Source organism: Rhodococcus sp. NPDC057014, from assembly GCF_042673295.1.
Lineage (GTDB): Bacteria > Actinomycetota > Actinomycetes > Mycobacteriales > Mycobacteriaceae > Rhodococcus_F.
Map to the genome: position 1 here is coordinate 1 of NZ_JBHUSF010000284.1, position 12,318 is coordinate 12,318.

Consider the following 12,318-nt stretch of genomic DNA (forward strand, 5'->3'; position numbering starts at 1 on the left):
CTGCACTGCACTTCTTCGCGGTACGCCTCTGGGTTCCACTACTGCCCCCCACAGCGGCGCCGCGAACGGCGGGATCGTCGGGATCGGCCTCCTCGAATACCGTGACGTCATCGGCTCCCTGCACTACGGGCGCACTCGCCTGGGCATCGACAACTCGCACATCGGGCTGCTCAGCCGCTGCCTGGGCGCGGACGCTTCGACGGTTACAACTACTTCCCCGAGAACCCCGAGCAGATGCTCGACTGGGTCAATGCCCACTTCGCGTGACGGGGTTGGGGTTCGATACCCCTCCCGACACGCGACTCCGCCACGAAGGATTCCCTGCTCGTTCTCGCCGGCTGGGCGCAGGCACCGCCCGCCGAGGGCTGCCTCACACGCTGCGGCAGCTGAGCTGCTTCGCCAGGGTCGCGCCCAGCACGGATATCGATTCGGTGGCCTTGTCGATGGCGATCTGCAGGTCCGGGTCGGGCACCGGGTGGTCCTGCCGCCGGTTCGGCACCGGGCGAGCTGGATCTGAGGGCGGTACGGTTTCGTGTAGCTCGATAGGGGCCGCCAGGTCCCTGAGCTTGTACGCCAGCAATGCCGTCTCTTGCCGCAGCTGAGGGCCGCTGTCCCGGTCCGAGCCGGGCGCGAGAGCGCCCAGGACCGAGACCTGCCGTCCGATCTCGACGACAGCCTGGACGGCCCGCGCAATGTCGTCGTTCGTCCAGCGTCCTGCCTTGTCGTCGGGTTCGAGCTGGGCGTGGTCCGCGGCCTCGACGATCTCGAGTCGAGCCAACCTACTGCCCACGGTCGCCCTGGCGACCTCGAGCCGGTGGTTCTCCTGCGGCTGGTCCGATAGCCGATCGAGCGCGTCGAGGCGATCCGCTTCGGCTCGCGCCCATACCGCGAGCAACTCGCTGAGCCGCTTGCGCTGGTAGGTGGGCGCGAGCATGTACGCGGCGAATGCCAGAGCGCAGCCGATGACTGTTTCGGCGCCGCGGGTCACCGCCCCGAGTGGACCGACCGTCAATGCCGAAATCCAGGCCACGACCCACAGCATGGTCCAGGGCTGGCCGCAGCTGCGGAATGCGAGATAGCCGAGGAACAGCGTGATGAGCGTGACGGTGTGCAGTATCGGATCCGGGGGGAGGAACGACAACGCCAGACCGACGGCGGCGCCGGCGAGCGTACCGACGGTACGGCCGATACCGCGCGCAAAAGTCTCTCCGTAGTCGGGGAACAGGATCAGCACCACAGCGACGACAACCCAGAAGCCGTGTCCGTGGAGCAACACATGCGTGCCGACCCAGGCGCCGATCGCGACGCCGATTACTTGACCGATGACCCCGGTGACCGCGAGCCGCAACGCGTGATGGACGATCGGTGACGCCGGATGCAATTCGGCACGGACGAGTTCCAGTGAGGTCGGCGGTCGACGCTCGTCCGACGGGACGGGGGCGGGGGCGCCGGCTGTGGTCCGCGCCGCGGTCGTGATCGCGTCGATCAGCCTGCGCTGCAGTCGGTCCTGCCCGGCTGTCACTGCCAGATCCGACGGGAGAAGTTCGGGGCGGCGGCGCCGGATGGCGCCTCCGATCGCGTGCAGATGCTCGGACACAGCTGCTCGCCAGGGGGCGTCCACATCGTCGCCCCGATTGTTCACGGCCGCGAGCAACTGGGCTATTTCCTCCCCACGCTCGACGAGTTCGGTGAGGTGGTCGATCTCGCGGTGGCGGCGACCGCGAAGCAGGGCAAGGCTTCGGTCGGCAGCCAGTAGCGCCGGACCGTACGGCCCACCGGAGGCCAACGCGTCGTAGAGCGATGCGACGGCGCGGCGTTGCACCGCATGGCGTGGCTCGTACGGCGGGAGCAGTTGTGCCATGAGCATGATGGCGACGCCGACCGCGAACAGTGCGAGCTCACGGGCACCGACCGGCAGGGACGGGGTGATCTCGGCGAAGGCGACGAAGATGATCGTGACGACGAGAAACCGCATGCTGATGCTCAGCGCCACTACACGCAGGATCCCGGCCGTGAACAAGCCGATGAAGAGAACGGGGAGGATGAGCCACCACAGCCCGTGTAAGAGGATCCCGGCGGCCGCGGCGAAGATCTCGGCTGTTCCGGTGAGGACGGCTGCTCCCAGACGTGAGCGGTTGTGTGGCATCAAGGATGCGATGCCCCCGAGGAACGCACCGACACAGATCAGGACCTGCTCTTCGAAGTCGTGCAGGAAGTAGCCGCCGATCGCCGCGACGATCATGCCGACTGCCACACGAAGCAGACGGGCAGGATCCTGAAGGGGCCGTCCGGGCTTCAGCCCTCGCAGGGCAGCGCGGCCGAGTGCCTCGCGGTGCATCACCTGCCGCCTACCGGTGGCGTCTTTCGGTCGCTTCGAGCCTGTCATGACGTGTTTTCGCACTGTTCGTCCTTCGCGGGGGTGCCCCCTTCTCCGGGATCCGGCTGTCAGGCGCTGCGGAAGATCGTTTTGAGCTCCAGGTACGGTTCGAGGCTGCTGGGCCCGAGTTCTCTGCCCATGCCGCTGTTCTTGACGCCGCCGAATGGTGCCTCCGTGGGGAACGACGCGCTGTTGACACCGATCGTGCCGGTCACGATGCGCCGGGCGACGGCGGTGGCGTGCTCGCGGTCCGGAGAGAAGACGCCGCCGCCGAGGCCGTACTCGGAGTCGTTGGCGATGGCGATGGCCTCGTCCTCGTTCTCGTAGGCGATGACGACGAGGACCGGGCCGAAGATCTCTTCACGGGCGATGCGCATGTCGTTGGTGACGTCACGGAACACGGTCGGCTCGATGTAGAAACCCCGGTCGTTCGCCGTGGATCGGCCCCCGCCGACGACGACCTTCGCTCCTTCACGTTGTCCCAGCTCCAGGTACGACTCGACGCGATCTCGCTGCCGTTCGGACACCAGGGGGCCGAACAGGTTGGCGGGATCGGTCGGATCGCCGATCGGGATCTCGCTCATCGCGGCACTGACCGCGTCGACTACTTCGTCGTACCGCGACCGGGGTGCGAGCACCCGGGTCAGGGACCGGCAAATCTGGCCGGTGTTCGGTGAGCACGCGGTTGCCACGAACGGCTTGAAGGCGTCGAGATCGACGTCCTCGAGCAGGATGGCGGCCGACTTGCCGCCCAGTTCGAGTGTCACCCGCTTGAGGTCCCTGCCGCAGGTCTCGGCGATGGCCTTGCCGGCGACGGTGGAACCGGTGAAGGCGATCTTGCGCACCAGCGGATGCTCGACGAGGGCGCTGCCGGTCTCGCGGCCTCCCGTGACGACGTTGACGACGCCGGCGGGGATACCCGCTTCGGTGGCGATTTCCGCGAAGAGAAAAGCATCGAGCGAAGTTTCCGGTGCCGGCTTGATCACCGCGGTGCATCCTGCCGCGAGTGCCGGTCCGATCTTCCACGCGAGCAGGGGCTGGGGGCCGTTCCAGGGGGTGATCGCCCCCACCACGCCGACCGGCCGACGCTGCAGGAGCGCGTCACCGATGGACGTTTCCAGTGGCTCCTCTTCGACGAGGGTGTCGGCGAGCGACGCGAAGTACCGGTAGTACAGCGGAATTTGCTGCTGCATCGCCCGGGACACGCTGATCGGGGTGCCGTTCTGCCGCGTCACCAGCGCAGCGATCTCGTCGATACGGCCTTCGTAGGTGTCGGCCAGGCGGCGCAGGGAAGCGGCTCGCTCGGACGGAGGGGTGGCGGCCCACGTGACCCCGGCGGCGTCGGCGGCCTGCACGGCCGCGTCGATATCGGAGGAATCACCGTCGACGATGGAGGCAAAGGCTTCCTCCGTCGACGGATTGATGACGGAGATTGTCTCGGCGGAGTGGGCGGCCCGGTACTCGCCGCCGATGTAATGGGATTCGTGGTTCGTGACCATTCTTGTGTCCTCCTGGTCCCACCGCATTGTGATGGCGGCAAGAAATGATGGATGCCCCGACCGGAACGTCGGGACGGGTAATGCGACGTCTGCCGATGTCGGATGAGGGCCGAGTGATCCGACGAATTCGATTCGGCGAGCCGATCGAGTGTGCCCTCCGGCCTGATCTTACGTATCTCGAAGCCGACGTGGGAGGGGCCACCAGCACCCCCATGACCGCGACAATCGATCGGCTATCTTTGCCATCGACTCCACTTGCGGGCGGCGCGAAGCTCGTTCGGGTTCAGGCCGCCCCAGATTCCGTGTTGCTCTCCGAAATGAATCGCGCTTGCGCGACATTCGCTGATCACCGGGCATTGGCGGCAGATCGCCTTCGCTTGCTGCTCCTGACGGCGTGACCAGGTGCGATTGTCTTCGCGATCGGTATAGAAGACGGCGATGTCCATGCCACGGCAACGCGCCTGTGGTCGCCAATCGTCACGATCGACGTGTGATGCGAGATTCATGGTTCACAGTGCTTTCCTGGCTTCGCGGCGTGCGTTCGGCCTTTGGGAACAGAAACGCAAGGGGGAGTGGAAGTTACGATCCACAGGGTGGGGCTTACCTCGGGTTAGCTTCCGCATCTTTGACTTTCGGAACAATTCTGCAGAAAATGCTCAGTGCGGGCGCCGATCGGTGCTCGGGCGCAAATGAATTGAGCGGTGGGTTTGCTCGAGACGGGAACGGACGATTCAGATGCATATCGCGCATATCGACCATTTCGTGCTGACTGTTGCCGACATCGACACCACCGTCGAGTTCTACTCGACGGTGCTCGGGATGTCCGAACACCGGTACGGCGACGATCGCCGGGCCTTGCTGTTCGGTCGCAGCAAGATCAATCTGCACCAGCAACCGAGCGAGGTGACGCCCAACGCTCGGCACGCGCAACCCGGTAGCGCCGACGTCTGCCTGATCGTCGAAGAATCCATCGACGCGGTTGTCCGCGAGCTGTCCGACAGGGGCGTTCCGGTGGAAGTAGGTCCTGTCCAGCGCCACGGCGCTCGAGGGCTGATGACCAGTGTGTACATCCGCGATCCGGACGGAAATCTCATCGAGCTGTCGGAATACCAGGTGGGCACCTCCGTCAGGGTCTGATCTTCAGCACTTCGGGAAGTTGGTCGTTGTCCGCCCCGATGTCGCGAGCCGCGTGCAGGGGCGGCGGGCGCCGACCGTCGAACGACAGGGGCAGACCGACCAGTCCGATCTCGTCGTCCGACGGCGTGCCGATGATCCCGAGCGCATGGGTGTGCTCGTGGGCGACGACTTCGGCGGTGGTCTGGATCGGTGCGGCCGGGATGCCGGCACCCTGCAGCAGTTCCTGCCAGTGGGCACGTGTTTCCTTCGCCAGTTGCTCACCGATCAGCCGGTCGATCTCGGCCCGGTTCTGCAGCCGCCCAGCGTTGGTGGCGAACCGATCGTCGGTCGACCATTCCGGATGTCCGAGTGCGGCGCAGAGGCGAGCGAACAGCGGGTCGTTGGCGCAACTCACGATCAGATCGCCGTCGCTGGTCGAGTACGCGCGGTGCGGGACGATGAACGCGACACCCGACCCGTGGCGACCGCCGGGTTCGCCGTCGGCGTTGTAGTTCGCGACGCCGATCGACATCCACGCCATGGCGGTCTCGAGGAGCGACGCGTTGACCGTCGCACCGGCGTGTTTCACCTGACGGCGGTGCAGCGCCGACAGGATGCCGATCACCGCCCACATCGCGGACCCGAAGTCGATGATGGACACCCCTGCCCGCACCGGGGGCTGTCCCTCCTCGCCCGTGATGCTCATGATTCCGGAGAACGCCTGCATCAGCGGGTCGTATCCGGGGAGTGTGTTCAGCGGACCCACATGTCCGAACGCGCCGATCTCGCAATAGATCAACTCCGGCTTGGTCACCCGGAGGCTGTCGGCGTCCAGCCCGTACTTCGCACTGGAACCCGGCCGGAGGTTGTGGATGAAGACGTCCGCGCGTTCGGCGATCAGCGTGTGCAGCGTCTTCAGCTGATCTCGATCCTTGATGTCGATGCTGATGCAACGCTTACCGCGATTGAGCGCATGGAACGCGGCGCCGCTGCCCTTCCATGTGCTCGGCCCCCAGCCGCGGGCGGAGTCGCCCGTCGGACGCTCCACCTTCCACACCTCGGCGCCGAGTTCCGCGAGGATCTTCCCGCTGAACGGTGCCGAGGCACTGTCGCCCAGCTCGACCACGACAACTCCCGATAACGGCAGATCACGCTGCATCGTCTTCCTCCTTGGTGGTCAGCCGGCCGAATGTGCGGCGCGCACTTCGGGTGTGTACGTGGCGCCGGAATTCAGCAGCTCGTCTATTTCACCGCGATCGAAACCGGCTTCGGTGAGCAACTGCACCGAATGTTCGCCGAGGCGCGGCGCCGGGTACCGCAGGTCCGGCTGACTCTCGCTCCACTGTTGCGGAATCGCCATCGTCTTCAGCGGGCCTTCCGAGGGGTGGTCCTGGTCGACGAAGAAGCCGACCTCCCTCATGTGTGGATCGTCCAGCAACGATTCCGGGGTGTTCATCTCGATGACCGGAATATCCGCTTCGGTCAGGAGCTTCATCCATTCCGCGGTCGTCTTCGTTTCGAACATCTGCCCCAGGAACTCGTACAGGATTCCGATGTTCTGGGTCCGTCCGTTGATGTCGGCGAAACGCGGGTCCTCGACCATCTCCGGGTGTCCGGAGATTTCGAAGAAACGCTGCCAATGCTTGTCGACGTAGACGTTCACCCCGAGGTAGCCGCCGTCGAGCGTCCGATACGGGCGGCGGTCCGGGTTCATCATCCGGCCGTACCCCCAATCGCCGATCGGCGGATCGAACGTGTGCCCGTACAGGTGGTCGCCCATGACGAAATGCGCGAACGTCTCAAACATCGGTACCTGGACTTCCTGACCGACACCTGTCTTCTCGCGCCGGAACAGTGCCATCGACACGGCCGTGCTCGCGGCCATGCCGACGACGCGGTCTGCGATGGCGGTGGCCACATAGGTCGGCGGACCTGCCTTGCGGCTCTGGAGTACCGGCATACCGACCGCTGCCTGGATCAGGTCGTCGTATGCCGGCCGGTCGGCGTAGGGGCCGTTCTGGCCGAACCCGTAACAGCCGCAGTAGATGATCCGCGGATTGATCGTGCGGGCGTCCTCGTAGCTCAACCCCAGCCTGGCCATCGCTCGAGGCCGCAAGCTGTACAGCAGCACGTCGGCGGAACCGATCATCCGCTCGAGTGCGGCGCTGCCGCCGGCGGACTTGAGATCGAGGACGAGGCTGCGCTTGTTGCGGTTGAGGTGCAGGAAGATAGCGCTCATTCCTGGGTTGCGGGATGGGCCGACACCTCGAGTCGTATCGCCGGCCCGTGACTCGATCTTCCAGACGTCTGCCCCCATGTCGGCGAGCAGGAGCGACGCGTACGGGCCCATGAAGTTCGATGTCAGGTCCAGGATGCGCACACCCTCCAATGGTCCGGTCATGTCACTGCTCCTACTGGTGGTCCGTCATGGTGAATACGGGGAGTTTCTGCTCCCCACGTTGTACGAAACGCGTCGTGACCGGTTTTCCGATCGCGATGGCGTCGGGTTCGCCGTCGATGTGCGCGAACAAGGTGTAGCCGTCGTCCATCTGCGCGGAGCCGACCGTGTACGGCACGATCGTGGTCCAGACGGGCGTCGGTCCACGCATGATCGTGCCGTACGAGTAGATCGTCCCGCTCCCGGCCGATTGTGTCCACGACAATGCCGACTCCGTCGCATCGCCGTGCAGGCAGAGCACGTTCTCCACCGTGCCTGCGGCGATCGTCTGCGACGCGGCGGTGATAGTCGACGTCAGCCCGGCGCCCTGCATCGCGATGCTGACGATCGCTGCGCCGGGCTTCGACGACATAGTTAGTTCTTGGCGCGCTCGGTAGGCAGCGACGCGCCGACCAGGGCCTCGAGATCCTCGCGCTTGCGCAGCATCAGCAGGCTCCATTCGCTCTTCTGGCACACGTCGCCGTTCTGGTTGAGCGCCTTCATCAGCAGCGTGATGACGCCGTACTTGTCGTCCTTGTCCTTCTTGGCGAGGACCTCGGCGGTGACGTAGATGGTGTCGTTGATGTGCACCGGCGTGAGATACCGAAGGTTGTTGATCCCGTAGTTCGCCTGGATCGGCGGACCGAAGGTGATCAGGCCGGTCATGATGGAGTAGGTCAGCGACCCCTGTACGAGGCGCTCACCGAAACGGGTCTGGGCCGCGTAGTGGACGTTCGAGTGGATCTCGATCCAGTTGCCGGTCAGCGCACAGTAGTTGACCACGTCGGTCTCGGTGATGGTGCGACCACCGCTGCGAAACACCGTGCCGACCTCGATCTCGTCGAGCGGCATGTCGATGCGGTTGTTGATGGTTACGGGATTCGTCGTTGTCATCGCTGCTTCCTTGGGACGTGAAAGGTGATCGGGGGGAGACTCAGGCGTTGGTCAGCTTCATCGACTTGGCGATGATCGTGCGCTGGATCTGCGAAGTGCCGCCGCCGATCGTGCACTGGATCGACTCGCGCAGGTAGCGCTCCATGTCGCCCTCGGGCAGGTTGGCGTAGCCGCCCAGAATCTGCATGCCGTCGAGCGCACACTGCTTGAGGGTCTCCGACGCGTACAGCTTGGCCATCGAGGTCTCGCGGGCGGCCGGGGTGCCCTCGGCTTTGATCGCGGCGGCCCGGTAGCAGAGCAGACGAGCAGCGTCGACGCGGGTCTGGTTCTCCGCCAGCATGTGCTTGAGGACCTGGAACTCACGGATCGGCTTGCCGAACTGAGTGCGCTGGTGCGCGTACCGGTTGGCGTTGTCGACTGCCTCCTGCGCGTTGCCGGTGTACGCGGCTGCGACGGCGCAACGCTCCAGTTCGAGGTGGTCGGTGATGACCTTCCAGCCCTGGCCCTCTTCGCCCAGCAGCGCGTCGCCGGGAACCCGGACCTCGTCGAGGAAGATCTCGGTGGTGCCGGTCGCGTGCCGCGACAGGGTCGGCAGCTTGTTGATGACGAGTCCCGGGGTGTCGTTCGGGATCAGCAGCACCGACAGGCCCTTGTGCTTGTCGGAGGCGTCGGTGCGAACCAGCATCGCGATGACCGTATTGTCGGCCGCTGCACCTGAGCACCAGAGCTTGGAGCCCGTAATCACCCAGTCGCCGTTCTCGTCACGGCGAGCGCGGGTCTTGGTGTTCGCGGCGTCCGAACCGGCGTCGGGCTCGGAGATCGAGACCGAGAAGCGAATGTCACCGTCGATGAACGGCTTGACGTAGCGGTCCTGCTGCTCCTTGGTGCCGAACTTCAGGATGTTCATGGCGGTGAAGGTCGGAACGAGCACCGAGCACGCGAAGTCGAATCCGAATTTGCCGAGACCCTCTGCCATCAGCGAGTAGTCGAAGATATCGCCGCCGGAGCCGCCCATCTCCTCGGGGAACAGGATGCCGAGCCAGCCCTGCTTGGCGATCTTCTCGTACGCCTCGTACGGGTAGAGCCGGTTCTCGTCGCAGTGCCGGACATACTCGACGGTGATTTCGTTGTCCATGAAATCGTTCACGACGTCGAGCCAAGCTGCCTGGGATTCGTCGAGGAAGTTCGAATTCATATTCTTCTCTCCAGATCGGAAGGAATGGTGCCCGTATTTCGGTTGCACCGCTTGAATAAATGTTAGAACTGCGCGGTTGCAGAACCTAGTGATTCTTTTCGAATCAACGATTCGGCAAATGTGAATCCTGTTGTGAGGCGCAGCCGAGGGGTCAGGTGATTGCGCCCGCCGCGCGGAGCGCAGCAAGTTGTTCGGCGGTGAAACCCCAGTCGCCGAGAACGTCGTCGGTGTGCTGTCCGGGCGCGTCGGGCGGGCCCTGGATCGCGCCCGGAGTGCGGCTGAACCGCGGCGCCGGCGCCGGCTGCACCACGCCGTCGACCTCTGTGAACGTGCCGCGCTCAACGAGATGCTTGTGCTGCGGCGCCTCGGTCAGCGACAACACCGGCGCCCAGCACGCGTCCTCCCCTTCGGCGAGGGCGCACCATTCGTCGCGGGTGCGGGTCCGGAACACCGCGGCGAACCGTTCCTGTATCTCCGGCCAGCGGGTCCGGTCGTGCTGATCGGGCATGTCGGATTCACTCAGTCCGAGAAGGCGAAGAGTGTTGCGCCAGAATCGGGTTTCGTTACAGGCGATGCTGAGCCAGCGTCCGTCCGAGGTCTCGTACACGTGGTACCAGGGCGCGCCCGAATCGAGCCGATTGGCTCCGCGTTCGTCGCGCCAGTATCCGGCTGCGTGAAGGCCGTAGAACAGGGTCATCAACGACGCCGACCCGTCCACCATCGCCGCATCGACCACCTGCCCACGACCGGACAGCCGGCTCTCGAGAAGAGCCGCAACCACTCCCAGCGCCAGATACAGTGAGCCGCCGCCGAAGTCGCCGGCAAGGTTGAGCGGCAGCGTCGGTGGTCCATCCTTGGGCCCGATGGCGTGAAGTACGCCGGTCAGTGAGATGTAACTGGCGTCGTGCCCCGCGGACTGAGCCAGCGGTCCGTCTTGCCCCCAGCCGGTCATCCGCCCGTACACCAGCGCGGGATTCGCGGCGCGACAGTCGTCCGGGCCGATCCCCAGCTTCTCTGCCACGCCGGGCCGGAATCCCTCCACCAGCACATCGGCTCGACGCACCAGGTCGAGAATCGCAGGGGCGGCCGCCTCGTTCTTCAGATCCATTGCTGCACTGCGGCGTCCGCGATTGAGGAGACTGAAGCGCGGATCCACCGGCGCGCCACCGTCGTAGCCCGGCGGTCGGTCGATCCGGATGATGTCCGCCCCCAAGTCGGACAGGAGCATGCAGCAGAACGGAACGGGCCCGACGCCGCCCAGTTCCACGATCTTGACGCCCGCGAGCGGGCCACGGGATTTCTTCATATTTCGGCTCCAATCGACCACCTCGAGTCTATTGCTCACCGGAGTCGGTTCCAATTGAAGAAACGTGAAGTGTCGATTCGGGCAAACCGAATTCCATCGATCTATTCAGCCAATTCTATGCCACCATTGACGAATTCGACTTCACAGTGACACCATTCACGGAGGCAGTATTTCTTCCCGTGCTGCGGATGAATCCGCGCATGGAGACAGCGGCGCAGTGTTCGGCAACGGCCGACGCTGTCCGCAGTCGGCCAGTCGGGGTCATCGAACGTACGCCGGTGTTCACCGGCGCTCACCAGCGGGATCGTCACCAAGAGGAGTGGATGCACCATGAGAACACCGAATGATCGCGTCGATGCGGGCAGGGCGGTATCCGATTCCAGCGCGCGGGCGGCACGCTCATGCTGACCAGGGGCGCTGTGCTGCGGCAGTCGCCGGGCTCGTACGAGGTGGTCGAGCTCGAGGTCGATGATCCCCGGCCTGGGGAAATCCGGGTCAAGATGGCCGCCACGGGCCTCTGTCACTCCGACGACCACTTCGCGACCGGTGACCAGCAACCGGGGATCCTCCCGATTGCGGGTGGCCACGAAGGCTCGGGGGTCGTCGAGGCAGTGGGACCGGGCACCACAGGCTTCGCCGAGGGCGACCACGTGGTCTTCTCCTTCCTGCCGGTGTGCGGTCGCTGCCGATGGTGCGCCACCGGTCATCAGAACCTGTGCGATCTCGGCCGCTTCCTCGCCACCGGTGCCCGCTTCGACGATCCGAGCTCGTTCAGACTGTCCCTCGACGGTGCACCGGTCGGACAGCTCGCCGGTCTGGGAACATTCTGCGAATACGTGACCGTCTCGACGGCATCGGCGATCAAGATCGACCCCTCGATCCCACTGGACGCCGCGTGTCTGACCGGGTGCAGCGTGGGGACCGGCTGGGGTGCGGCGGTCAACTCCGCACAGATCAGGCCGGGGCACGTCGTCATCGTGATGGGCATCGGCGGGATCGGGATCAATGCCGTACAGGGTGCCGCACACGCCGGCGCGGGCGCCGTCATCGCCGTCGACCCGGTCGAGTTCAAACGCGAATCGGCGTTGAAGCTCGGGGCCACCCACGCCGTCGCCGACATCGAGGAGGCCACCGAGGTGGCCCGGTCGATGACCAACGGTCAGGGCGCCGACGCCACCATCGTCACCGTCGGCGTCACCAGCGGACGTCATGTGGGGCAGGGTCTGCAGTCCGTCCGCAAGGCGGGTACGTGTGTGGCGGTCGGGCTCGGTGATGTCGCGGTGAAGGACGGTGACATCAACCTGCACGAGCTCGTCCTGTACCAGAAGCGGCTGCAGGGCTCCCTGTTCGGGGCCAGCTGCCCCACCGCGGACATCCCGGCACAGCTGCAGATGTACCAGAACGGGCAGCTTCGGCTCGACGAGCTCGTGACTACCCGCTACTCCCTCGACGACATCAACGTCGGCTTCGACGACATGAAGGCCGGCCGCAACC

The 12,318-nt window shown here is 65.2% G+C and carries 11 protein-coding genes; 2 read left to right on the forward strand and 9 right to left on the reverse strand.

The genetic code is table 11. From position 1 onward, the window contains the following. Positions 1 to 370 precede the first annotated feature (370 nt). The 3 genes from ACFTZB_RS35570 to ACFTZB_RS35580 all read right to left on the reverse strand — a co-directional run bounded on the left by ACFTZB_RS35570 (position 371) and on the right by ACFTZB_RS35580 (position 4,382). The gene (locus tag ACFTZB_RS35570) at positions 371 to 2,386 is read right to left on the reverse strand and encodes an FUSC family protein (RefSeq protein ID WP_378439045.1); all 2,016 of its coding nucleotides are present in this window, start codon (positions 2,384 to 2,386) and stop codon (positions 371 to 373) included. A gap of 59 nt (positions 2,387 to 2,445) precedes the next feature. Further along, positions 2,446 to 3,876, reverse strand: coding sequence for an aldehyde dehydrogenase (locus ACFTZB_RS35575; RefSeq protein ID WP_378439047.1), 1,431 nt, complete (start codon positions 3,874 to 3,876; stop codon positions 2,446 to 2,448). A 233-nt stretch (positions 3,877 to 4,109) separates the two neighbouring features. Then, entirely contained in the window at positions 4,110 to 4,382 is a 273-nt protein-coding gene (locus tag ACFTZB_RS35580) for a WhiB family transcriptional regulator (RefSeq protein WP_378439049.1), read from the reverse strand. A gap of 229 nt (positions 4,383 to 4,611) precedes the next feature. On the opposite strand from ACFTZB_RS35580, the gene ACFTZB_RS35585 reads away from it, so the two are divergent. Beyond that, positions 4,612 to 5,013, forward strand: coding sequence for a VOC family protein (locus ACFTZB_RS35585; protein ID WP_378439051.1), 402 nt, complete (start codon positions 4,612 to 4,614; stop codon positions 5,011 to 5,013). Here ACFTZB_RS35585 and ACFTZB_RS35590 read toward each other — a convergent pair. The 6 genes from ACFTZB_RS35590 to ACFTZB_RS35615 all read right to left on the reverse strand — a co-directional run bounded on the left by ACFTZB_RS35590 (position 5,003) and on the right by ACFTZB_RS35615 (position 10,824). Next, entirely contained in the window at positions 5,003 to 6,151 is a 1,149-nt protein-coding gene (locus tag ACFTZB_RS35590; RefSeq protein WP_378439053.1) for a CaiB/BaiF CoA transferase family protein, read from the reverse strand. The two genes, ACFTZB_RS35585 and ACFTZB_RS35590, sit on opposite strands and share 11 nt — an antisense overlap. A gap of 18 nt (positions 6,152 to 6,169) precedes the next feature. Then, a complete protein-coding gene (locus ACFTZB_RS35595) occupies positions 6,170 to 7,393 on the reverse strand; it encodes a CaiB/BaiF CoA transferase family protein (protein WP_378439055.1) in 1,224 nt (407 codons plus the stop codon). 10 nt (positions 7,394 to 7,403) lie between these two features. Beyond that, the gene (locus tag ACFTZB_RS35600; RefSeq protein WP_378439057.1) at positions 7,404 to 7,802 is read right to left on the reverse strand and encodes a Zn-ribbon domain-containing OB-fold protein; all 399 of its coding nucleotides are present in this window, start codon (positions 7,800 to 7,802) and stop codon (positions 7,404 to 7,406) included. Positions 7,803 to 7,804: 2 nt separating this feature from the next. Then, a complete protein-coding gene (locus ACFTZB_RS35605; RefSeq protein WP_128640966.1) occupies positions 7,805 to 8,323 on the reverse strand; it encodes a MaoC/PaaZ C-terminal domain-containing protein in 519 nt (172 codons plus the stop codon). A 40-nt stretch (positions 8,324 to 8,363) separates the two neighbouring features. Continuing rightward, complete coding sequence (locus ACFTZB_RS35610) at positions 8,364 to 9,518, reverse strand: acyl-CoA dehydrogenase family protein (protein ID WP_378439059.1); 1,155 nt, start codon at positions 9,516 to 9,518, stop codon at positions 8,364 to 8,366. Between the two features lie 151 nt (positions 9,519 to 9,669). Then, positions 9,670 to 10,824 (reverse strand): CaiB/BaiF CoA transferase family protein, encoded by a 1,155-nt coding sequence (locus tag ACFTZB_RS35615; protein WP_378439061.1) that lies wholly within the window; start codon positions 10,822 to 10,824, stop codon positions 9,670 to 9,672. A 401-nt stretch (positions 10,825 to 11,225) separates the two neighbouring features. On the opposite strand from ACFTZB_RS35615, the gene ACFTZB_RS35620 reads away from it, so the two are divergent. After that, positions 11,226 to 12,318, forward strand: a 1,093-nt coding sequence (locus ACFTZB_RS35620; protein ID WP_378439063.1) for an NDMA-dependent alcohol dehydrogenase, incomplete at its 3' end; no start/stop codon positions are given.